The organism is Afifella sp. YEN Y35, assembly GCF_047553465.1.
Taxonomy (GTDB): Bacteria; Pseudomonadota; Alphaproteobacteria; order Rhizobiales; family Afifellaceae; genus Afifella; species Afifella aestuarii.
In genome coordinates this window covers 2,972,180-2,995,606 of the sequence record NZ_CP180203.1, presented here as the reverse complement: position 1 = coordinate 2,995,606, position 23,427 = coordinate 2,972,180, and the positions used below count along the sequence as shown (strand labels likewise).

Annotated in this window: 17 protein-coding genes; all 17 read right to left on the bottom strand. The window is 63.9% G+C overall.

The features are described 5' to 3' along the window. Window positions 1–37 precede the first annotated feature (37 nt). The 17 genes from ACK8CP_RS14320 to rfbA all read right to left on the bottom strand — a co-directional run bounded on the left by ACK8CP_RS14320 (window position 38) and on the right by rfbA (window position 23,382). Complete coding sequence (locus ACK8CP_RS14320; protein ID WP_414832266.1) at window positions 38–1,324, bottom strand: calcium-binding protein; 1,287 nt, start codon at window positions 1,322–1,324, stop codon at window positions 38–40. A gap of 762 nt (window positions 1,325–2,086) precedes the next feature. Then, window positions 2,087–3,325 (bottom strand): glycosyltransferase family 61 protein, encoded by a 1,239-nt coding sequence (locus ACK8CP_RS14315; protein ID WP_414832265.1) that lies wholly within the window; start codon window positions 3,323–3,325, stop codon window positions 2,087–2,089. Then, window positions 3,318–4,361: a hypothetical protein gene (locus tag ACK8CP_RS14310; protein WP_414832264.1), complete on the bottom strand. Its 1,044-nt coding sequence runs from the start codon at window positions 4,359–4,361 to the stop codon at window positions 3,318–3,320. The genes ACK8CP_RS14315 and ACK8CP_RS14310 overlap by 8 nt, the downstream gene beginning before the upstream one ends. Window positions 4,362–4,386: 25 nt before the next feature. After that, a complete protein-coding gene (locus tag ACK8CP_RS14305) occupies window positions 4,387–5,058 on the bottom strand; it encodes a sulfotransferase (protein ID WP_414832263.1) in 672 nt (223 codons plus the stop codon). A 41-nt stretch (window positions 5,059–5,099) separates the two neighbouring features. Beyond that, complete coding sequence (locus ACK8CP_RS14300; protein WP_414832262.1) at window positions 5,100–7,160, bottom strand: glycosyltransferase family A protein; 2,061 nt, start codon at window positions 7,158–7,160, stop codon at window positions 5,100–5,102. Next, window positions 7,160–9,319, bottom strand: a complete 2,160-nt coding sequence (locus ACK8CP_RS14295) for a DUF6212 domain-containing protein (RefSeq protein ID WP_414832261.1) — start codon at window positions 9,317–9,319, stop codon at window positions 7,160–7,162. The genes ACK8CP_RS14300 and ACK8CP_RS14295 overlap by 1 nt, the downstream gene beginning before the upstream one ends. 1 nt (window position 9,320) lies before the next feature. Continuing rightward, on the bottom strand, window positions 9,321–12,287 hold the full coding sequence (locus ACK8CP_RS14290; protein WP_414832260.1) for a glycosyltransferase: 2,967 nt from the start codon (window positions 12,285–12,287) through the stop codon (window positions 9,321–9,323). Window positions 12,288–12,388: 101 nt separating this feature from the next. Continuing rightward, the gene (locus ACK8CP_RS14285) at window positions 12,389–13,615 is read right to left on the bottom strand and encodes a glycosyltransferase (protein ID WP_234629855.1); all 1,227 of its coding nucleotides are present in this window, start codon (window positions 13,613–13,615) and stop codon (window positions 12,389–12,391) included. A 147-nt stretch (window positions 13,616–13,762) separates the two neighbouring features. Continuing rightward, window positions 13,763–14,449, bottom strand: a complete 687-nt coding sequence (locus ACK8CP_RS14280; protein ID WP_414832259.1) for an FkbM family methyltransferase — start codon at window positions 14,447–14,449, stop codon at window positions 13,763–13,765. Between the two features lie 298 nt (window positions 14,450–14,747). Further along, window positions 14,748–15,827 (bottom strand): M23 family metallopeptidase, encoded by a 1,080-nt coding sequence (locus tag ACK8CP_RS14275; RefSeq protein ID WP_414832258.1) that lies wholly within the window; start codon window positions 15,825–15,827, stop codon window positions 14,748–14,750. A 122-nt stretch (window positions 15,828–15,949) separates the two neighbouring features. After that, window positions 15,950–16,663, bottom strand: coding sequence for a sulfotransferase (locus ACK8CP_RS14270; RefSeq protein WP_414832257.1), 714 nt, complete (start codon window positions 16,661–16,663; stop codon window positions 15,950–15,952). A 159-nt stretch (window positions 16,664–16,822) separates the two neighbouring features. Beyond that, the gene (locus tag ACK8CP_RS14265; protein WP_414832256.1) at window positions 16,823–17,662 is read right to left on the bottom strand and encodes a hypothetical protein; all 840 of its coding nucleotides are present in this window, start codon (window positions 17,660–17,662) and stop codon (window positions 16,823–16,825) included. 8 nt (window positions 17,663–17,670) lie between these two features. Continuing rightward, window positions 17,671–19,890 (bottom strand): glycosyltransferase family 2 protein, encoded by a 2,220-nt coding sequence (locus ACK8CP_RS14260; RefSeq protein ID WP_414832255.1) that lies wholly within the window; start codon window positions 19,888–19,890, stop codon window positions 17,671–17,673. A gap of 67 nt (window positions 19,891–19,957) precedes the next feature. Continuing rightward, window positions 19,958–20,860, bottom strand: a complete 903-nt coding sequence (gene rfbD / locus ACK8CP_RS14255) for a dTDP-4-dehydrorhamnose reductase (RefSeq protein ID WP_414832254.1) — start codon at window positions 20,858–20,860, stop codon at window positions 19,958–19,960. Further along, complete coding sequence (rfbB, locus tag ACK8CP_RS14250; RefSeq protein ID WP_128291938.1) at window positions 20,857–21,933, bottom strand: dTDP-glucose 4,6-dehydratase; 1,077 nt, start codon at window positions 21,931–21,933, stop codon at window positions 20,857–20,859. The genes rfbD and rfbB overlap by 4 nt, the downstream gene beginning before the upstream one ends. Before the next feature lie 19 nt (window positions 21,934–21,952). Beyond that, the gene (rfbC, locus tag ACK8CP_RS14245) at window positions 21,953–22,507 is read right to left on the bottom strand and encodes a dTDP-4-dehydrorhamnose 3,5-epimerase (RefSeq protein ID WP_414832253.1); all 555 of its coding nucleotides are present in this window, start codon (window positions 22,505–22,507) and stop codon (window positions 21,953–21,955) included. After that, window positions 22,504–23,382: a glucose-1-phosphate thymidylyltransferase RfbA gene (rfbA, locus tag ACK8CP_RS14240; protein ID WP_414832252.1), complete on the bottom strand. Its 879-nt coding sequence runs from the start codon at window positions 23,380–23,382 to the stop codon at window positions 22,504–22,506. The genes rfbC and rfbA overlap by 4 nt, the downstream gene beginning before the upstream one ends. Between the last annotated feature and the right edge of the window lie 45 nt (window positions 23,383–23,427).

Here is a 23,427-nt window from a genome sequence, read left to right as displayed (position 1 = left end):
CGCCGAAGCGCCCCTTTCTCTCGTTCCTGAGGAACGATCAAACGAAGATGAAGTCGTCCGAGCCGATCTGAGAGGCGTCGGTGTCTTCAAAGGTGATCGTGAACGTGCCACCAGCGTCCGTGACGCTCACGATCACGTCACCCGGCTGGGTGGTCGTGTCGAAGGTGAAGCTCACCGTGTCGCCGGTGTCGAGCGCGATGACGTCGTTGCCGTCCGCGTCGAAGTCGGTAACCACGACGTTTTCCGTGCCTGCGGTGCCGTCCAGGGCCGTGAAGTCAAGGACGTCGTCGCCGGCGCCGCCGGTGACCGTGTCGGTGTCGATCGCTTCAATCGTGTCGGCACCAGCGCCGCCGAAGAGCGAAGCGCCACCGCCGGTGGAGCTGATGACGTCGTCGCCTTCGCCACCATAGACGCTATCGGCACCAGCCGTGCTGATCGTGTCGGCACCAGCGCCGCCGCCGAGCACGTCGCCGCCCGTCGCGCCGCCGGTGATGAGGTCGCTACCGTCGCCGGCAAAGATCTCGTTGCCGCCGCCCGTGGCGGTGATCGAGTCAGCGTCGCCACCACCGAAGACGGTGTCGTTGCCGTCAGCAGCGACCGAATCGATGCCCGCGCCGCCGTAGATCTCGTTGTCGCCGCCGGTGGAGGTCACGACGTCGTTGCCGGCACCGCCGTAAACCACTTCGTCGCCACCCAGCGTGATGGAGTCGTCGCCAGCACCGCCACCGATCAGATCGGTCGTGGCGCTACCCGTGATGACGTCGTCGCCAGCACCGCCGAAGAGCGAATCGGCGCCCGTGCCACCGGCAAGAACGTCGACGCCTTCGCCGCCGTAAACCAGGTTGTCGCCCGAGCCGGCCACGAACGCGTCGTTACCGTCACCGAGGAACACGACGTCGTTGCCCGCACCGGAATCGATGGAGTCAGCACCGGCACCGCCGAAGAGCGTGTCGGCACCGCCGCCCGTCTCGATCGTGTCGTCGCCGTCACCGCCGCCGATGATGTTGACCATGTTGCCGAAGGCAACGCCCGAACCTACCGAGTCGGCACCAGCGCCGAGGTAGATCTCGTTGACTTCGCCGGCCACGCCAAAGGCGATCGCTTCGCCGTTCAGATCAACGACGTCAGCGCCGTCACCGCCGAGGACGGTGTCCCCGAGGCCGTCAGCGGCCATCGTCATGGTGTCGTTGCCGGCACCCAGGAAGACCAGGTCGTGCTCGCCGCCGTCGCTCACGACGTCGTCGCCGGCCATTGCGTAGATTGAATCCGCAGCAGCGCCACCCACCAGGGTGTCATCGCTGTTCGTTCCGAAAATTTCAGCCATGTGTTTCTCCAGTAGAGCTTCAAAACACGCGCGTGTGTTGTATCCCCATCCCCACGCCATGTTTGCGCCGCGGCGGAGGGTAACGCGGACCGCAGCTTATTGCGGAGGCCCCTATCGGTGTCAACCTGCGAAAGCCACGGCGGATAAATTTCCGCGGGGGTTGCTAAAATGCAATTGTCGCGTCGTAGAAAGGGCTTAAGTGAAAACGCCAGCTGGGGAAAGCTTCTTTTAAAGAAACTTAAGAGTACCTGAAAAGAATGGCGGTGCCTTTGCCTGTCGGCGGGCGCCTCTCGTGCGGCGGGGCAGGTTTTGTGCCAGCCTTTGCAGAGCTGTTGTGGTACGCCACGGTTTCCTTCGCCCATTCGCCGCCCTCGGTGTCGCCCGACGCGCGAATGACATCTCTGAGCTCCCCTAAGTCCTTGGAAAACAAACGTGTGGAGCGCCGTTCTCGGCGCGTGGCAGATGCGACACGTCTTTCGCCGGTCTGTCGCTGATGCAAGGCGGCGGGGCGTCGCAGGACCTGCCGATCCGGCGATCTGGCTCTTGAGAGCCTGTGGAGCGATGGCCCGGCGGGACCGCGGCGCCCCCGCTCTCCCGAAGGGCGGCGGCCCGTGCGGCCTTCCGCTGCGCCATCCCTGAGGCCGGCCTGCGGCTCAACATCTCGCCGGTGCGTTGGCGCGGAAGTGTTGCCCGTCTGCATCATGTCAAGCGGCAGGCGCAGGCGGCTTTTCCGCCGTTTCGGGTGCCGTGTCGGCGGTGTTTTCAGCGCGCCGCGCACGCCTCTGCGATTCTTAAGACCGCCTTCGCCTCGATCCGCCAGTTGGGATGGGCCGGTGCCGGGCCCGGCGACACGATCTCACCGCGCAGGAAGCCATGGGCGAAGCCGAGGCTGCGATAAAGGCTCTGATGCATGGGACGGAAGCCGCCATGCGGCTCGAGCTCCAGGATCGTCGTGCCCGGCCGGCAGAAGACGCAGTTGAAGAGGCCGGAGCCCGACGGGCCGATGACGATCTCGGCTTCCTGAAAGGCTGCGATGCGGGCGCCGAGCGGCAGGGTCTCGGGCCGGATCTCCTCAAAGCCGAGGGTGCCGAGGCGGGTGACGATCTCGTCCTCGTTCATAAGAATGCGCCGCGGTGCCGTCTTCGACCAGCTTCGGCGCGAGATATAAAGCCGGCGCCCGGCGCCGCGCGCCGAGGATGCGGGGCCGGCCAGCCGCGCGGCGAAGGCGGTGAGAGCCCGGCGCAGCGCGGACGGAAACACGTTGCCGGGGGCGGCGAGCGAGGGGGCGAGACAATCGGCAAGGGGTGTGATCGCCGTGACGTCCTGCGCGATGACGTCCCGTCCGGGCGCGGCAGCCGCCACGATCTCGCGCATCCACTCCGCCTCCATCGGCACGAGGAGCGCGCGCCCCGCCGCTTCGGGGATCTCATCGAGGAGCAGGAGCTTCGGCAGGATGCGGAAGAGCCAGGAGCCGTAATTGCGCGATTCGGTCGAGCCGAGTGCGACCACCGGCGTGTCGATCGGCGGCGCAAGGTGGGCGTCGGCCGCGATGCCGAGCCTTTCGCCGGCACGGCTCACCCCGTGCGTCATGCGGAATTCGTGCGGGAAAGCGGACAGCGGGCGAGACTGATCGAAGAAGGGCGCGGGGAGAAGCAGAACGTCGTTGATGAGGACAGGCTCTGCCGCGCCGCTCTCGGCGATGTCCGGATCTCCCGGATCGATCAGCGCCCGCTGGCCGGCGAGGAGGATGTTCTTTCCCGCAACCACATAGCGCGGCCGCGCCTGAAGGGGTTGGCGCTCGATCTCCGTTTCGGGTGGCGCACCGAGGGCAAGCCGCGGCCCCTCATCGCCGAGCGGCGCCACGCCCGCAACGGCCTTGGCCCGCAGCCGCGGCGAGAGCGGATGCCAGACGCCGGGCCGGGTCCAGAGATCGGGCGCCCGCACCGGCGCGACCTCGCGCCCGGCAAGGCCGCGCAAGATAGCCGCGGCATCCTCAGCCACGTGTGCTGCCGTCCGGATCCTTCGCCCGCTCGGCCTCAAGCTTTTCGATGCGTGTCCGCAAGGCCTGCAACGTCCGCTCCTGGCGGGAGACGAGATCGACGAGCCGGGCCGTCACATGTTCGGCGTCGCGCGCCTCGGCCCCGGCGGACGCTTGCGTCTCCTCGATCGGCGCATCCGCCTCGTCGATGACGGCTAGCCCCGTCCTGTCCGGCATGAAGCGGGCGAGGATCTCCTGGTTGCGCACCTCGTAGCGGCGGCGCACGAGATCGAAGAGGTTTTTCGGCAGCTTCAGCTTTTCCGCGCCGTCGCCGGAGCGGCCCATCGTCAAAACGTCGATCGGCCGGTCGTCGTCGAGGCTCTCGAAGAGGCCGGAATGGCGGGAGAGAAAGCGCAGAAGCCGTGCGTCCGGGCTGACATTCTCATTGGCGACAGCGGCGAGGCCCTCGGCCGGCGTTTTGAGAAACTCCGCGAAATCGGCGAAGAGATCGCCGCGCGTCAGAAAGCGGGGATCGAGAAAGCGCAGGTGGAGCGCGTTGTCTCCCGCGACCTCGCCCCATTCGGCGATCGTCGTTTCATAATCGGGAAGCCCGGAATTCATTCGGTAGGCGATGAATTCCGGCAGAGACAGCCCGCGCTTCAGCCCCCATTGCCGCCAGGCGGCGAGAAGCACGCGATCCTGCCGGCGGATGTAATAGGCAACACGCACCGAGATCTCGCCGAGAAGCGGGACGAAGAGTGCCGCATGGCCGGGATTGAAGAGGATCTCGGTGGAGAGGACGAAGCGGGCGTCGGGCGCCTCAATCGCCGCCATCCTGGCGCGCAGATGTTCCGCAAAAGCCTCGGGTGCGATCCCGGCATTGGCGCGGAAATAATGCAGCGGATTGCCGGAGACTTTGTTGTGCGGATCGAAGCCGAGATCCCCGCCGGCGAGGAAGAGACCGCGGCGCGCAAGCTCCTCCGCATTGCGGGCGAGAAACGCCTGGAGCGTCGACGAGCCGGTCTTCGGGTGGCCGATATGCAGAAGAAGTTCGCGCATCAGGAGCGGTTTTTCGGCTCGTGCCTCAATGCGGCAGGCGGTGGCCGAAGGCCGCCTCGACCGCCGCCTCGTCATAGGCTTCGCCGAGGAAGTCGAAAAGGGCGCGCAGGCTCGCCCGGTCTTTGACGTAATCGTCGTAGCGCACGAGGAAGCTCGTATCGGAATGCGCGGCAACGTAATCCGCGTATTGCCGGTCGAGATCCTCCACCATCTCCATCACCTTTTCGGTTTCCACATCTTTCCACCACGAGGAGCGCGCGACGTCGGCAGCGCGCCGCGTGTTGAAGATGAGCCGGCAGGGCGGGAAGAACTCGCGGATGAAATCGAGAAACTCCGGCATCTCGCCGGGCTCCGCATCGTGGAAGCGGATTTCCTTGAAGCCGAGGACACGCGTCTGCAGCGTGGGCTTCAGAATCTCGCGCACGAAGAGGCCGGCGAGCTCCTCGCCGAAGCGGCGCGGTACGATCTCGTCGGCGCCGTACCACGGCCCGTGCGCCGGAATCGGCGTCTGTCCCTGATTGTAGCGGGTGTTGTGCGCCCGCTTCCACGCCCGGAAGAGTGGATAGAGAAGGTTGTTGTTTTCCCCCCGGATCATCGCTCCCGGGATCGTCTGCAGGGCCGTCTGCAAAAGCGTGGAGCCCGAGCGGCCATAGGTGACGATGACGATGAATTTCTCGAAGTCGGGCCTGGCGGTCATAGGGGGTCTCCGCGGGTTCAGCGAATGGGACGGCCGGCGCATCAACGGGCGAGCCGGCTCTTGATGGTGAAGGCGAGCGCTTCCGTGGGCACGAGGCGGCTCGACGGCACGCCGCAGTTGGCGAGCGCTTTGCGCGCCTTCACCCCGGCGGCGATCACATGATGGGCGTGTTCATAGGCGGCCGTGACGGTGACGGGATCCCGGCCCCGGACGGCATCGCGTTCGACAAGAATGTCGTCGAGGGCGAGGATGGTGAAGATCTTGTCGCCCTTGGCCTCGCCGGCAAAGGGCAGGAAATCGGTGATGCCGAAGGTGATGAGGGCGTCATGGCCGCGCGCCAGCGCCATCAGGCGCGCATGCTTGGAAGGATCCTGGACCGGGATGTCGCTTCCCATGAAGCCGAAATCCGATGGCGGCGGTGCGGGCACCGGATCGAGAAGGATGTTTTCGAAATCGGCCGCCCGTGCGGCGCGCGCGAAGGCCGGATTTGCCGTCTGTCCGTCGAGCGCGAGCGACAGGCGCAGGCCCGCCCGCGACAGGCGCTCGCAGAAGCGGCCGAACGCGTCCTGCAGCGCCTCATCGGCAAGGCTTGCCGGCGCGACGGCGACAAGGCAGCGCTCCCGGCCTCTCGCGATGAAGGGGAACGGCTTGAAGGGCGCGTAGCCGCAGAGATCGTCGGCCATCAACTCGCGCACATCCTTCACTATCGGGCCGCGATAGAACCGGCTCGCATGGTGGAGGGGACGCGCCTGCGACGCGCGTGTGAACGGCCTCAGAAGGGCCGAAAGCCGCGCAATCCGCCGCTTGTGCCCGACATGGCCCTGAAACGGCGGCACCTGCTCGAGAGTCGGAAGGCTCCAATGCTCGACGCGCGTCACGTCGCGCACGAGGGCAAGACCCGGCCGCTTCGGTCGCTCGAAGGCGAGCCGCGACAATTCGTTGAGCGGGATGAGGGCGATGAGAGCCTCGGCGGCTTCGATGTCCTTGCGCGCGCGCCGCGTGTCGCCGACGAAGCGGCTCGCATGATCGGCGGCACGAATGGAAAGGATGTGCGGGCCGGAAAGGGGCTCTGCCAGTGCTTCGAAGAAGAGGCTGCGCAGATGCTGCGGCGATTCCATGTCGGCCGCAGCGCGCCCGTGATGGGCAACGAGAACGGGCGGAACGTCGTGCTCGTGAATGCCGGAGAGATGCTTTTCGAAGAGGGTGGCTGCTTCCCGCAACGTCAATGTGCGGCCGGGCAAAAGCGGGTCCGATGTCGCCCGGATCTCGCCGGTCTCAAGGTCGGCCATCAGGAAACGCGGCGCTTCCTCGTGTTCGTCGGCCAGGATCGCCGAGCGGGCGAAAAGATCGGAATGCTTGCGCTGCATCCCCGCCATGATCTCGTCCGTCTGGCGGCGCGATTGCGCGACCATGCTTTCCGGACGCACGCGATAGAGAAAGCCCGGATCGGTGACACGCACGCCGTGAAAGCCGGCTTCGCGGGCCGACAGCCAGAAATCCCAGTCTTCGAGGCCGAATTTCATCGTCTCGTCGTAGAAGACACCGGCGCGAAAGACCTCGGACCGCACGAGACTGCCCGCCTCGCTGATATTGCCGCGACGATGCCGGAGCGCGGAATCGGCGAGCGTGGTTTCGCGCACATCGACGCCGTCGACCATGGGCGTCAGGCCGAAAGCGTGCACGTCCGGAAAGGCCCAGCCGGCGCCGTCCTCCGCGCCGAGGGCGGCCGCATAGGCGGCAAGCGCGTAATTCTCCAGCCTGTTATCGGCATCGAGAAAGAAGATCGCGTCGGTATCCGGAAAGAGCCCCAGAAGCGTGCGCACGCCGGTGTTGCGGGCGGCCGACAGGCCGCCATTTCTCTGGCGCAGGCTGATCACCCGCCCCGGATAGCGCGCCCGACAGGCCGTCAGCGCATGCTGGGTTTCCGGGTTCGGACAGCCGTCGTCGACAACGGCCACCACATGGGGTGTCGCAAGCATCTGCTCGCAGGCGCTTTTCACCGCTTCGACGGCAAAGCGCGAATGGCCGTAGACCGGCACGACGACGCCGATCCGCCGAAAGCCGGACGGCACGTCATTGTCGGTGAGGAGCGGGCTCCGCATCACCTCTCCGAACGAGGCTTTGCCTTGCCGCCGGTGAGCTCAAGGCGATGCGCGCCCTTGCCGGCGACCGTGAGATCGAGCCCATACCAGCGGCACCAGGCAAAGCTGATATGTCCGGAAAGACTGCGGATGGTGCATAGAAGGTCGGCAGGCTGTGCGAGCGGCGTCTGAAGCTCGATGGCGAAATCGTGCCGCTCATTGGGCTTCGTGTTCACCTTCGCGGATGCGATGACGAAATCGGGCCGGGCGGTGTCGCCGTCTTCGACGAAGCGCTCCATCGCCCTGGCGAAGGCGGCGGGGTCTTCCTCGCCCGCACCGCGCTCGATAAGGAACAGCCCGTATTCCGCATCGGGTCCCAGACGGTGGCTCGTCATCACCCGCGCGCCGACACGAACGAGCCCCTCGGGCAGGATGCCGACACCGCGCGCCCCCGAAAGCCCGTCGGGCAACGGATGCGTCTGCATGAAGTTTTCGACGTCGGAGATCTCGAAAACCGAAAACCCGAGGCCTTCGGATGCGCGGCGACCTTCGCTGTCGCCGAACATGTAGCTCATCCGGCTTTTCAGTTCCGCAAAGGGGATGCGCCGGGCAAAGGGCGGTTCGAGTTCGCTCCGCAGCGCCTCGATCTTTTCGACGTCCATGTGCGATGCGCTTAACGCGATCTCGACGCCTGAAGAATTGCGGAGCGCCAGGACGACGTCCATCGGCCGCTCGGTCGGGCCCGCGAATGTCAGCCGCAATGTCGTGCGCGTCGCCTTCGGCAGGCGTCGGGTGAGCGAGGCCGGCAGGTTCGCTGTCGTGCCGGCATCCTGCGCGAAAATCGCTTCCACGACCTGACGCAGCTCGTCCGCATCGCGCAAAACGAGGTCCTGGCTCGGGATCGCAAGGATGGCGGTTTCGATCTCTTCATCCACATCGTCGGCGGCGCGCGCGAGATCGACGGAGAGGGTGAGCGTGCCGGGCTTGATCGCATCCGCAAGCCGGAAGCCGCCGATCTTTCCAGGAAGGGTGCGCAGGCCGATCTGGCCATTGCTGTCGGTTGCCGAAAGCGGGCCGCCCTTGCTCGTTTGCCGAAGAATCGCCTCTTCGGCGGCGCCAAAGATATAATGCAGCCGACGAGAGAGCCCCGCGGTATCGAGCGGCGCACGGGAGATCCGCAAAGCCGCACGGTTCGCTGCCGGAAACGCTTCGGGCGAAAGGCCCTTCCAGATCTTGAGCGCGAGCGAACCCGCGCCGTCGGGATCGATCAGGCCGAAACGGTCGGTCGTCTCGTCCGTGAGCGACAGGAGCGGTGCGGCGACCTTTGCGTCTCGGAGGAAGGAGACGGTGAGGACGCCATCGCCGTGGATCGGACCGACGGCCTTTTCCAGAACGATATCGTTCCAGCCGGCCTTCAAATCCGTAGCGGCAATCTCCGCCCGGGCGAGGCTCTGCCGCAGATCGGGGGGCCCGAGCGTGACGATGATCTGGCCGGAGGTCTTCTTAGGCGTGACGACATAAAGACTGACGGCGTTGATGCCGGCGAGATCGACCGGCAAACGCTGGACGAGCGATGTCGCCTCCACGTCGCCGCCAGGGCCGATCGTGCGATCGCCGGCCGGCACCTCATAGGCGAGCATGCGTGTGGAATAGCCGAGCGCCTCGACCATCTCGCGGCCGAGGCGAAGCTGCAGCTGTTGCCACTCCGCGTGCTGGCGCATCTCGGCAAGCTCGCTCTCGCGCCGGCCGAGGACCTCTTCCTGGATGGCGAGGCGATGGCTCATCGCCGGCAAGAGCGCATGGGTGAAGCGTAAGAGCGCCGCATCGGTCTCGGTCGCGTCGATGACGGCAAGAGAGGGGGCGGGCCGCGCGTCGTGCCGCTTGAAGAACCCGACGAGTTTTGCCGCGATCTCCTGTTCGCCGTCGCCGCAGGCAATCAGGAAGACGCCGTGCGGGATGGCGTCGATGAGGACATGGGCGGCCGCGCCCGGATGCGATCCTGAGGATCTGAGCCGGCCATCCTGATCAAACAGCGTGACGGAAGTCGGAAGATGCGACAGGTCTCCGAGACGTTCGGCAAGGCTTTCGGAGACGAACACCTGGCTCGACGCTCCGAAGATCTGTTGGGCGCTGTCGGGATCGACGAAAATCCCGCTGGAAAAGGCGGTCGGGTCCGGCACGTCAGGCGACCTTCTTTCTGCGCCACCGCTCGAGATGGCCCTGAGCCTCTGGGCCCCCGGCGAGATAGCCTTTCAGACGGGCTTTGTTGAGCTTGTGCCGATAGGCGATCTCCTCGTCGCCGATCCCGTGGGTACGTCCCCAGGCGGTGTCGGCGGCATTGAGGGCGGCGAGCGTCTTCTCGAGAGTGGCGGCATCTTCCATGAGGACGTAGCCGAAATGCTCGTAGAAGAACCGCGCCTCGATCATCGAACGCTCTTCGGTCTCCGCTTCGTCGTAATCATGCGAATGATAGACGACGGCATTCGGTGCGAAGACTTTCTGGTAGCCGGCCGCGACGATGTCCTCGGCGTAGAGCTGGTCTTCGCCGAAGGGAACATCGCGATAAGGGATTTTCTCCCAAACGGAACGCCGCAGGCAGGAATTGTTGTCGCTGTAATAATGCAGCTGCTGCCGCCATTGGATGTCGCCCGCCGCGTAGCGTGCGGGATCGAGATCCTTGGAGACGGCGAGCGGCATTTCGAAGAATTGCCGGAAATGCTGGTCGATGTCGCGCTTGGTAAAGGCGCTCGCGGCTTCCCAGGCGAGATGGTGACCGAAGGCGCCGGCTGCATCCGGATAATGGTCGAGCATCATCACGAGATTGGCGAGCCAGCCTTCGTTCGTCGGCAGCGCATCCTGGGTGAGAAAGGCGATATAATCGCCGCTCGTCAGCTCGACGCCGAGATTGCGCGTGCGGCCATGGCCGAACTCCGATTTGTCGATGCGGTGCAGCATGACCGAATCGTCCGCCTCGATGCGCTCCATCGTGCCGTCGCTCGAGCCACTGTCGATGACGAGAATCTCGAACGGCTCGTGCAGCTTCTGCGCCTTCACCCGCTCGATGACGTCGAGGAGGAGCGGCCCGCCGTTGAGGGTCGGGATGACGACGGAGGCTTTCGGTGTGGCCCGCGGGACCGCCGGCGCAAGCCGGGCGTGCCCGAGTTCCTGAAGCCGGTCGACGATGCCTTTTTCGATGACGTCGGCAGCGCCTTCCCAGCTGAACTGGGAGACCCAGTTGAGGGCCTTGCGCGCCTGTGTGGCGCGGCGCTCGCCATCGAAGAGCAGCGCTTCGATGGCATCGGCGAGAGCGTCGGGATTGGCGCCCGCGCGCGACACCACGCCCTCGGGATAGATCGCCTTGGTGCTTTCCACATCGAGCTCGACCACCGGCAGGCCGCAGGCCATCATTTCCTGCGGAACGAGCGAGTAGTTCGTCGCCGAGAAGACGACGCCGATCGTGGCGGAACGGTAGAGCCGGCTGAGCTCCTGCGGCGGCAGCGTCCCATGCTGCACGAAAGGGAAGGGCGCTGTCTCGATCGGCTCTTCGGAACCGAAGAAATCGACGATGAATTCGTGTCCGCGCCGCGCCAGCACCTCGAGCGCCAGAAGGCCGAGGTCGACAGCGCGCCTGGCGGTGAAGCGGCGGGCGTAAAGCGCGATCCGCGGAAGCGCGTCCGCGTTGGCGGCCGGCGTCGAGCGCGGGCTTGCCGGATAATAAACATCGCGATCGGCCGCGAGGTGGAAATGGCGCGTCCAGCGGCCGAAATTCTCCTCAAGCGTTTGCGACAGCCAGGGGCTCGCGCACAGGCAATCGACGTCACTTCGATAGGTGGTTTCCGCCAAAAGCGCTTCGGCGCCGCGGGCAAAGAAGAACGGCTCGTAATCCTGCACGAAGTAAAAGCAGCGCTTCACCTGCCGCATCGAACGGGCCGGCCACACCGACGCCCAGTCGGTCGCGATGACGGCATCGCCTTGAGCATCGACGAAACCCTCCTCGTCGATGAGGCGGATGTCCGCGTCGATCGTCTGATAATGGCGCACGACGTCGTCGTAGGCCCCGTCGAGCGGCTCTTTCGGATCGCGGTTATGGATCCAGACCGTCTGGCGGTGACCGCGCAGACCGAGGGCGCGCACCATCCGGAAGATGGTCATATGGCCGCCGCCGCCGGTGCCGAAATCCGGGATCACCCAATGCAGGACGAGACGGTTCGGTATGAAACTGCCATGCGCATCGGCGGTCTCGGCGGGCCGGTGATCCAGCGGGTAACGCAGAAAGCTTCCCTTGCAGCAATGCGCGTCCCGCCGCCCGAGATTGATGCGATGCCCGGGCTTTGCGGGATCGACCGGTCTGAGCGCGGGCGCCTGCGGCAGCCCCTCCTTCATGAAGCGCGCAATCGGCTCCCCATCGCGTGGCGACCAGCCGGTGAGGTCGCCGTAATGCGTGAGACTGAAAGCCGCCGACGGGTCGCAGCCATTCTGCCAGCCATGGCGCAGATAGTGCAGGATCGGAGGCAGGCCGCGCAGCGCGTAGCGGTGCTCCTTCGTGTACCAGGTCGGGTCGAAATATGGATTTGGGCTGCGGCCTTCGCGGATGCCCCAGTCGATGTAATGTCGAAGCGGATCGGGCACGGCGACGACGTCGGGATATTCCCCGCGATACCAGGTCTCGTGCAGAAGCCCGCTTTCCGAAATCTCGTCATAAGCGCCGCGCGGGATCGTCATCGGCTCGCGGTCGACGTCTGCACGGCCGGTGGCGACGAGAAACTGCTCGTAGGCCGTGAGCTTCTTTTGCGAGAGGTCGGGGTGGTCACGCAGATAGGCGGCAGCGTCGAAAGTGGGCGAGGGGTTGCGGCCTTCGGTGCAGCCGACCTGAAGGTAATGGATGAGAGGGTTGATCTCCGCAGCCCGAATGTCGGGGTAGGCAGTCAGATAATAGGTGACGTCGAAATGCTCCGACGGATTGCGCCCCTCTTTCCAGCCGATGCGGTGAAAATGCTCGATCGGGTCGATCTCGGCGCGCGCCACATCCGGATTGTTCTCAAGGTACCATTGTCCGTTCATCAGGATCGGATGCGCCCTGAGGAGCCGCATCGATCCCGTGAAGGGCAGCAGATAGCGTTTCAAAGTCCGCTTGAGTGTGGCGTTCACGAACGCGCTCCCAGGGCAATACGAAATGCCAGGCCGGCATAATGCGGCTGTGTGGCTCGGATGGATGGCACAGGTCGCGCCAAATCGAAAGGACGACCGGCTCAGCGACAGGTCTTGGCGCCAGAGGCGACATCGACCATGAGCTGCCGGTGGCAGGGCAGAAGATGCTTCATGGCATAGCGCTCCAGGACCGTGCGACGTGCGGCCGCGCGCAACGGCACGAATTTCTGCTGCCCGGCGAGCGCCTCCTCCATCCGAGCGGCGATCTTGTCGGAATCAAAGAAGTCGACGAGGAGGCCGTTCTTGCCGTCCTCGATCATCTCCCGGATGGGGTCGGTGTCCGAACCAAGCAGCAGGACGCCGGTGCTCATCGCCTCGATCATCGACCATGACAGCACGAAGGGCACGGTGAGATAGACATGCACGGAGGAGATGCGGAAGACCGTACGCAGCTTCTCCAAAGGCACCAGATCGAGAAAGTGGATGCGGCTCAGATCGAGATCGAGCGTCTCCAGCGCGTGTTCCTTGTAGGTCTTGCCGTCGGAGCGTTTGGAGCCATAGGCGACGCGGTCTCTGCCGACGACGATCGTCTGCATGTTGGGGCGCCGCTTTTGCAGCTTGGCGACCGCCTCCATGAACTGCGGAAAGCCGCGGTAGGGCTCCATGCCTCGCGTGGCATAGGTGACGATCTCGTCGCCCGCCCGAAACGTCTTGTCGCCGATCGTGAGCGTGTCGGAGCGGTCCGGACACATGAAATCCGTATCGACGCCGTCGTGCAGAAGCTCGATCTTGTCGCGGAACATGGCCGGAAACTGGCTGTGCTGAAACCGCGTCGGACAGATCCCCCAATCCATGATCGAGAGATCGGCAAGGAAAGGCGCATTCTTCATCTGCATGCGCACGCGCTCGTCATAGGGGGCGGGTTCGCGGCGCAGGAAGTCGGTATCGGCGCCCGTCGAATTGTACCACCACTCGTAATAGGTGAGCATGCGTGTGTCGGGCCACAGTTCGCGCAGGAACATCGTCGGGCCCCAGCCTGAATGGCCGCAGATGATATCGGGCTTCCAGCCGGATTGCTTCACGCTGACGAGTTTCTGAAACACGTTCTGCGCATTGATGACCGCGGATTCGAAGGCGACGACTGCCGGATGGATGCCCTTCGTCACCGGGCGATGAGGTTTGTACAGAACCTTCTTCAAAGGAAACTTCTGCTGGTTCGTTTCCAGCGTAACCGCGATCATGTCCTCGACCAGAGGATCATCCTTCAAGAAGTTGATGAGACGCCGATACTGGCCAGGAAAATTATTGTGCAGGAAGAGTATTTTCATGGGGCTGGAAAATCCGAAGAGGTGCTTGGCAGGCCAGGCGTCGTGCCGGCAACGGGGGTGACGAACCCTGCATGATGGCAATGCGGGGACGCGGCTGCGCTGTCAACACGCAGGATAGAAAGGCGCCGGAAAGCCGCTTGTCTCAAGCTAGGCAAGAGCGTCGATCCGTGCCCAGGCGGTAACCGCATGCTCACTCGCCCCCGGCACGAAAGCGAACCCTTGTTTCGACAGTCCGTCCATGACGGCTTTGACGCCCGGCAAACCGTAAATGTCCGGGTGAAGCTCCAGGACGATCGCGCGCAGGTTCGAAGGCAGCGGATCTGCAAGAAGCTCCAGCTCCGCCCCTTCGATATCCATGACGACGACCTGCGGATCCCACTCATCGAGACGCTTGGAGATGGCGCGTGCTGGGACCTCTACGCGACGCGCCTCCGCCCCCGGCCGTGTCGACGAGGCCCAGAAATCCTTGCTCACGTAGAAATCCGCCAGGCCGTCCTCGCGCGCGGCGAGCTCGTGGTGGAGGGTCGCGCAGGTGACGCCGTTCAAACGGTGATGGTGTTCGATCAGGGCCAGAAGCTCGGGATTGGCCTCCACACACTCGATCGTGATGTCGGCATGGGTGAGGGCCATGAAACTCGAGATGAAGCCGCAGCCGCCACCGAATTCGACGATGTGGTCGCCCGGCCTCACCATGATCTCGCTCGCCCGCGCCTCCGCGCCTTCATACCAGCCGCGCTCGACGGCACGCCGCAGCTTTTCGGTGAAGAGGGGATGCGACAGGTCGAGGCGGACGCCCCGGCATTCGACGATTTCCGGGCTCGTGGCCGGCTGCATCTCTTGCTCCTTGTCGTCATGCTGCAGAATAAGCGTTGGTGGTCGGCTTATCCGCAGTCGCCCGCCGCGGCAACCAGTCGCCGAAGCCGTGTCCCACGTCTTCCCCGGACGCATTTTTCTGTGCAGCCCATGTCAGCGTGTCGTATTTGACTGGCTTTTTGCAGACGCTCGTCTGCAAAAGACGCAGACTGTCTCTGGCATAACCGGCTGCATCCGGTCATACTGGGGCATCTCCAGATAGAGACCGACTCCGTAGGTCCCAGATGCACTGTCATCTGGGACCTCTTTTTTGAGAACCCTATTCGAGCGTGGCGGAGAAGGGTTTCTCGAGGATCGTTTCCCCGTCCCTCTCGACACTATAGACGCCTTCATAGCGCCCGGCGGGCCAACCCTGGGACGGCCGCTTGCGGCCGGCGAAGACGAAGACCTGGGCCTTGTTGGCTTCGAGCGGGTCGACGGCCTGATCGACGAGAACCTGCCCTCCAGGCGCGGTAATGCGCATGTGCTGGATGTCGTCTTTCAGAAGGCCGATGGCGCGGCCATAGGCGACAAGCACGGGCGCGCTCGTGTCGGGATCGTGCAGCATGCCGCCTTCGATATCGACCATCTTCAGGTCCGCCCGGTCGCTGAAGCCGACATTGAGAATGCTGCCGGCCGTGTAGGCGAGGTTCGCCTGGACGTCGTTGGCCCAAAGCGAGGTGCCGGGGATCTGGTTCTCGCAGGCCGCCTCGCCTTCCATGGCGGCGACATCCGGCTGATAGCTGAACGGGTCGACGATCGTCCCGTCCTTCGTCAGCTGAAGATGCACATGCGGAAATTCCGTCTGTCCCGACAGGCCCACCTGGCCGAGAACGGCGCCCGCTTCCACCTGCTCGCCCGGCCGCACCACGATGCTGCCAAGGCGCATATGGCAATACTGCGTCTGCCAGCCGTCGCCGTGATCGATGACGAGGCCATTGCCGCATTCGGAGCCTTTGACGTTCTCCACCCCGATGCGGCGCACGGACACATCATCCATCTTGTCGCGCACGCGCAGCACTTTGCCGGGGGCCGCTGCCAGCACGTTGACCCCCTCGCGCATCGCCTCAAGCGTCGGAATGCGAAAATCCGTTCCCTTATGGCCGTCATAGGTGAGGCTGCCGCAATGATAATCATGCGCGCCCGAGGTGCCGTCGCGGTCGACGTAATGCTGGATGACGCAATCCGTCCCAGGCGTGCAGGCGAGAGGCAGTTCGAGTTCGAAGGCGGCCGCCGATGCCGTGAGCGGCGCAAGCAGGACGAGTGCGAGCGCCGGAGCGCGGAGCCGCCCCACTGCGGTCAGAGCGGGCATCGCACGGCTTGATGAGGCGATGGAGAGATGGCCATGCCACGCGCGCATGGGCGTTCCTTTCCTGATGAGACGGCCCGAAGAAAGGTCGCAAATGCGACCGCTTCGTGACTGGGGCAGCGGCAAGACGCGCTTTCGAGCGCGATCTTAGGAGTTCCAGGCGGGAAAGCCTGTCACCGTGACCCGCCGATGCTGTGGCTGGTGCTCATGACCCGCTCGACCATCTCGGGGTCGTACTCCTCGCCGAGGAAGGCGCACAATTCGGCGAAGTAGGAATGATCGCGGCAGACGGCGTCATAGTCGAAGGAGAAGGAATGTTCGGGGTGGTCCCGGGCATAATCTCCCATGCGCGTTCGCATGACCGAGATCGCCCGCTCCGCATCGCCCGGCTCGTAATCCGGCCACCAGCCGCTCTTCAGAGTGTCCTCGACATTGCGGAAATTGAAAACGAAGGCGGCACCGGGGAAAGCTCGCCGGAGAAACCGGAGATAGGGCACGAAGTCCCCGTCGCTCAGCGTCCTTCTATCGTAGCGAATTTCCTTGAAACCGCAGCATCTTGCGCCGACCGAAGGTCTCAGAACGGAGCGAAAGAAGGCGTCCGCGCAACCGGCCACGAACATGTCGGGCTCGATGAGCTCGGCGCCATACCACGGGCTCCCTGGCGTGGTCGCCTCGTTTCCCCATTCAGAGCGCGTGTGCCGCAATCGTCTTTGCGTGCGGAAGAGTGGGACGAGGGCGGCGTTGTTCTCGCCACGGATGTGATAGCCCGGCAGCGCGTTCAGCAATCCCTGCAGCAAGGTCGAGCCGGAGCGGCCATAGGTGACGATGAAAAGGAATGGAAAGCGCGCGAGCTTCGGTTGCCGGAGATAGTCTTCAAGCGAGTGCAATCGTGGCTCCTGGTCTTGCGGGGATCGACGCGCCGGAGCCTCTCGGCGCGCCCCGTGTTGAAGAATGCTGCCAGCGGGTGAGAACCTTTTGAAACACGCCCTGCCGACGCCGCCCGCCTAGAATGCGTCTTCGTGCGTACTTCGTTCAAGTCGCGCGCCTCACACGCTCTGCATGTCTTCCTCGGACAGGCCGAGGAAACGGCGCCTCGAGCGGCGCCGCGCGTTGTCGTAAAGCTTCCTGTCGAAACGTACGAAGCCTTCATAAAAGGTCCGGATTTTGCCGTCCTGCAGGTCGACCGTTTCAGATAGCATCGCCTCATTGGTGCGCGGAATTGGCCCGAGCCCGGGGATTTTCCTGGTGAGCTTTTTATGTGCGGCCGCCATGTCCTCGAGGACGAAAAAGAAGTCGAAATGTTTCAGATGCCCCATGGAAAAGCGGTTCTGCTCCTCACCGATGCGTCCGCCGATGGAGCGCGTCATGTAGCGGGTCTGCGTGTTGTCGAAGAGGGAGATGGCGGTCGGCGAGGCGAGGATCGGTTCGAGCCTGGCGACGTCGTTGAGATCGGTTTCCCAAAGGTCGAGCGACAGTTCGGCGATGTTTTCCGGAATGAGATGACGGCGGGCTTCGCCGTCGGGCCGCCCATAGGCCTTCACCCATTTGAGATGCGAGAGGAGCTGCTTGAGCGGCTCGCGGAAGATCGTGATGGTGAAGACGTCGGGACGCATCACGAGGTCGCGCACTCTCGAAAAAGGGAAATGTCCGGACGCGTAGAAAGGTTGGCCGTCGCTGACGACGGAATAGAAGAGCTTTCGCTGGCTCTCCATGTGCTCGAAATGCCGCCCGTCGGGGACGGCTTTCTGGAAGGCGAGGTTGAAGGCCGAACCTGCCGTCTTCGGAATATGCAGGAAGAAGATCTTGTCGATCTTCTTATTCTTCCTGCTCTTCACGGTGCTGCGTGAGAGCGGAAGAGCGTTCTTCAGGTCCTGGAGCTTGCGCATCGGCTCAATCAACTGCGAAGTGAGAAATCTTCGTGCTCCCGGCTCAAATTGGGAGAATAGAAGGGGTCGCGCGCCAACAGGCGTTGCCATTTTTTCTGCATGTAGAGCGATTCTTCGAAAAATCGGGCCTGTTTCTCAGAATTGTCCTCATGGCCGCGCGAAATGCTTTCTAGGTGGTACATCTCCGCATAGGGCGTGAAGACATTCGCAAAGCCGAGCTTTTGGACGGCAAGGCAGAAATCGACATCGTTGAAGGCGACGGCGAGATGCTCTTCGTCGAGGCCGCCCACAGCCTCATAGACTTCCTTGCGCACGATAAGGCAGGCCGCCGTCACCGCCGAAACGTTCTGCAGGATCTTGAGCCGCCCGAAATAGCCGGGCTCCTCGCGCGGGAAATATTTGTGGGAATGGCCGGCAACGCCGCCAATGCCGAGGATCACGCCGGCATGCTGGATCGTATCGTCGGCATAGTAGAGTTTGGCGCCGACGCACCCGATATCCGGCTGAACCGCCCAGGACACCATTTCCTTGAGCCAATCGGGCGAGATCACTTCGATGTCGTTGTTGACGAGGCCTAAAATGGCACCGTTCGCTTGGACGGCGGCGAAATTGTTGATTGCCGCGTAGTTGAACGGCTTATTGTAGGAGATGACGCGGACTTTCGGATCCGCGCGCAGCTCCTCGAAATAGCGATGCGTCTCCGGTTCGACGGAGCCGTTGTCGACGATGAGGATCTCGTAAGCGTCGTAGGTGGTCTTGGTGAGGATCGATTCGATGCAGCCGCGCAGAAGTTTTGCGTGATCGCGCGTCGGGATGATGAGGCTGACGAGAGGGCGGGGCTCCGGCACTGAGAGCTTCAGCCGGTAGAAGGGTACGCCCGGCGCCGGCTCGACCTTCGCCGGCAGTCCGGTGCGTGTGACATGATCTTCAAGGGCGCGCTGGCCGGCAAGATAGGCATAGTTCTTCTCCCCGCCGGCCATGGCCGTCGAGCCCTCCACCGCGCGCCAGTGATAAAGCACTTTGGGGATATGTCGGATTTTCCCGGGCTCGACGATCTCGGCGATGCGCAGATTGAGGTCGTAATCCTGACTGCCCTCGAAACCCACGCGCCATCCGCCGACGCGACGGATATTTTCCGCCCGATGCACGGTCAGATGGTTGAAATAATTCTGTGAGCGCAGAAGCTCGCGCGAATAGTCCGGCTTGAAATAGGGCTCGTAGCGCAGCCCGTCCGAGCCGAGTTTGTCCTCGTCGGAATAGACGATCTCAGCGTCCGGATGGCGCCCGATTTCGACGGCGACTTCGCCGAGCGCGTTTTCCCGCAGGACATCGTCATGGTCGAGGAGGGCGATCCAGTCGCCCGTTGCGACGGCGAAAGCGGAATTGGTGGCGGCCGAGATGTGCCCGTTGATCTCTCGTCGAACGACCTTGATGCGGGGATCGTGCTCCGCCCATGCCTCGAGGCGGCGACTGATCTCCGGATCCGACGAGGCGTCGTCGGCGATGCACAATTCCCAGTCCGGATAGACCTGTTCCACGACGGAGCGGATGGCGGCATCGAGAAGATCGGCCGGAGGGTTGTAGACCGGCATCAAAACGCTGATGACGGGGCGCCTTTCGAGCGCCTTGATCTGCGTCTCGAGCATCTTGCGATCGCGGTCCGGCTGGTAATCGTAGCGCTTGATCCAATCGGGATAGCTGCCGCCACCGGGGCTCAGCCGTGACGGTGTGCGCACGCCCACGAAATGCGGGCGGCGCAGATAATGCCAGTATTGCCGAAACCGGCGCACAAGACGCATCGGATCTCGCCAGAGAATCTGGATTGCGTGGCCGGCAAAGAAGAGAAGCGTCTCCGCCCGGTTGCGGCGCTTGATGCGGAGGCGGCCGATCTCGAATTTGCCGGCGCCGTCCGCGGGGTAGAGGCAAAGCTCGTTCGCCGGCTCGGGCAGATAGAAATCGGCAGAGAAGCGGTTTCGCCGCCGGTCGCTTTTGAGGCTCACCCGATAAGTGGCGAGAAAACCCTTGCCCGTGTCGATGACGATCTGCGGTGTGACGACGGAATTGCCCGAGATTTCAAAGGCGCAATGATACCAGCCGGGCTCGAGCGGACGGACCGGCCGAAAGCGGATCTGCGGGTCGTCGGAGGTCGCAGTGTAGGCGCCGTCAGCGCCCGAAACGTTCACATATTCGCACGCCGCACAATCCTGTCGAAGGTCAACAGCGCGCACTTTTACGGTTCCTCGCTTTGATCATCTTGCGCCGGTCCGGTCTCATGCCGGGGCGCTTGCTCGTCTCTCAGTTCGGCGAGCCATCTCGGTCGCGCAAGAGGGTGTTCACCACGCGGGCGGTGCTCTCCTGCCAGGGGGGTGCCGCATGGCCGAAATCCGTGGCGAAACGGCGGCAGTCGAGGCGGGAGTTCTTGGGCCGCGCCGCCTTTGTCGGAAACCCCGCCGTCGTGATCGCCGCAACCTCGGCCGTCGGGCCGGAGAGCGTTCCGCTCACACGGAAGATTTCTCGCGCGAACCCGCACCAGCTCGTCTCGCCGGTGCCGGCGAAATGATAAAGCCCGTTCGGGCGGGCGGCCCTGGTCTTCTGCCAGTGCCGGGCGATTGCAAGAACGGCGTCGGCGATGTCCTCGGCCGAGGTCGGATTGCCGATCTGGTCGTCGACGACGGAAAGCTGATCGCGGCCTTCGGCAAGCCGCAGCATCGTCTTGACGAAGTTCTTGCCGTAGGGGCTGTAGACCCAGGCGACACGCAGGATGAGATGGTTGGCATTGGCGGCGGCAACCGCCTGTTCGCCGGCAAGCTTGCTCGCGCCGTAGACGCCCTTCGGGCCCGTCGCCATCGCCTCGTCATAGGGCTCGGCGCCATCGCCCGAAAAGACGTAATCCGTCGACAGATGGATGATCGGAACACCGAGCTCGCGTGCGGCCCGCGCCACTTCGCCCGCACCTTTCTCGTTGATGAGAAAGGCCTGGTCCGGCTCGTCCTCGGCCTGGTCGACTGCGGTATAGGCGGCGGCGGAGACGACGACATCCGGCCGAGCGGCGGCGATTGCCGGCGCGATCGTCTCAGGCCGCGCCAGATCGAGCTCGGGGCGGCCGACGGCGATGATTTCGGTCGCATCGGATCGGACGCCCGCTGCGATCAGGGCGCGTGCGACCTGCCCGTCCTTGCCGGTGACGACGATCCTCATCCGGCCTTCGCTTTCTGATGGGCATGGCCGAGACGTTCGCCCTTGTAGCGCTCGGCGCGGAGCGGGCCCCACCACCATTCGTTTTCGAGATACCAGTCGATGGTGCGGGCGATACCCGTCTCGAAACTCTCTTGGGCGCGCCAGCCGAGATCGCGCTCGATCTTCGAGGGATCGATCGCATAGCGCCGGTCGTGACCCGGACGGTCGGTGACGAATGTGATGAGGTCGCGGTAGCTCTTGTTGCCGTCGCGCGGCCGCCGCTCATCGAGGAGATCGCAGATCGTCTCCACGACCGAAAGGTTGGTGCGTTCCGCGCGTCCGCCGATATTGTAGCTCTCGCCGATCTCGCCCTTGCCGACGACGAGGGCGAGCGCCCGCGCATGGTCCTCCACGTAGAGCCAGTCGCGCACATTGGCCCCCTGGCCGTAGACCGGCAGCTCCTTCTCGTCGAGCGCGTTCAGGATGACGAGGGGGATGAGTTTTTCCGGGAAGTGATAGGGCCCGTAATTGTTGGAGCAGTTGGAGAGGACGACCGGCAGGCCGTAGGTTTCGTGCCAGGCGCGCACGAAATGGTCGGACGCCGCCTTCGAGGCCGAATAGGGCGAAGACGGCGCGTAGGGCGTCTCCTCGGTGAAGATGCCGCTGTCGAAAGGCAGGTCGCCGAAGACCTCGTCGGTCGAGACGTGATGGAAACGGAATTTTTCCTGTGCCTCTGACGAAAGCTCTCGCCAATAGGCGAGCGTCGCGTTGAGAAGCCGGAAGGTGCCGACGACATTGGTTTCCACGAAGGCTGCCGGGCCGTCGATGGAACGGTCGACATGGCTTTCGGCGGCGAGATGCATAACGGCGTCGATGCGCTCCGCCTTCATGACGTCGAGGAGCGCCGTGTCGTCGCAGATATCGGCCTGAACGAAAACGTGGTTGGGCGCATTCTCGATCGCGCGCAGAGACTGCCGGTTGCCGGCATAGGTGAGCTTGTCGACGTTGACGACGCGCTCCACGCCCTCCTGCACGAGGTGGCGGCAGACTGCAGAGCCGATAAAGCCCGCCCCGCCCGTCACGAGTATTCTCATCTCTTGGCCTCCGGCCCGATTAATCGAAGATATCCGCTTCGGCGAGGAAGGGCGCTCCCTGATCCTTCGCCGACAGCGTGAGCGCATCGCCAGATAGCGGCCAGTCGACGCCGATCTCCGGATCGTCGAAGCGCAGCGAGCGGTCGTGCTCGGGCGAATAGACGTCGGTCACCTTGTAGAGGACCTCCGTATCCGGCTCGAGCGTCAGAAATCCATGCGCGAAGCCGGCCGGGATCAGGATCTGGTTCCACTTCGCAGAGGAGACTTCGAGGCTGACCCATTGCCGGAAGGTCGGCGAAGAACGGCGGATGTCGACGGCGACATCGAGGATGCGCCCGCGCGTGACGCGCACCAGCTTGTCCTGCGCCCGCGGCGGCAATTGATAATGCAGCCCGCGCAGAACCCCGACCGCCTTCGAATAGGAATGGTTGTCCTGCACGAAGGTGAGCGGGATGCCCGCTTCCGCGAAGCGGTCGGCATTGTAGGTCTCGGAAAAGAAGCCGCGATCGTCGCCGAACTTCTTCGGGACGATTTCGACGACGCCTTCGAGGCCGAGAGGCCTGACCTCGATCATTGGCTGCGCTCCTGAATGCGGCGCATCAAATATTGCGCGTAATGGGTTTTGCCGAGCTTCTCGGCCCGGGCGGTGACGGCCGCCGCATCGAGATAGCCGAGCTCGAAGGCGATCTCTTCCGGGCACATCACCATGGTTCCCTGCCGGTGTTCGATGGTGCGCACGAAAGCGGCGGCTTCGTGGAGGCTGTCATGCGTGCCGGTGTCGAGCCAGGCATAGCCGCGTCCAAGCCGCGAGACTTCGAGATCGCCACGTTCGAGATAGGCCCGGTTGACGTCCGTGATTTCGAGTTCGCCACGGGCGGATGGCTTCACGTCGGCCGCGATGTCGACGACGTCGTTGTCGTAGAAATAAAGCCCGGTCACCGCCCACGAGGATTTCGGCTTTGTGGGCTTTTCCTCGATCGACTGCGCCATGCCGGTTTCACGGTCGAAGGCGACGACGCCGTACCGCTCCGGATCGTCGACGTGATAGGCGAAGACGGTGGCGCCCGTGTCCTTGCTGGCCGCGTTCTTGAGAAGGCCCGAAAGGCCCGCGCCATAAAAGATGTTGTCGCCGAGGATGAGGGCGGCAGGCTCGTTGCCGACGAAATTGCGCCCGATGATGAAGGCTTCGGCGAGGCCGTTCGGATGCGCCTGTTCGGCATAAGACAAGGACACGCCGAAAGCGCTGCCGTCGCCCAGGCATTCCTGGAACATCGGCAGATCGCGCGGTGTGGTGATGATCAGGATGTCGCGAATGCCCGCCAGCATGAGCACGCCGAGCGGGTAATAGATCATCGGCTTGTCATAGATCGGCAGCAATTGCTTGGAGACGGAAATGGTGAGCGGATAAAGCCGCGTGCCGCTGCCGCCCGCCAGAATGATCCCCCGCATGGCTATACCTCAGCTGAAAAGTCCACAGGCGTCTAGGATAGGTAG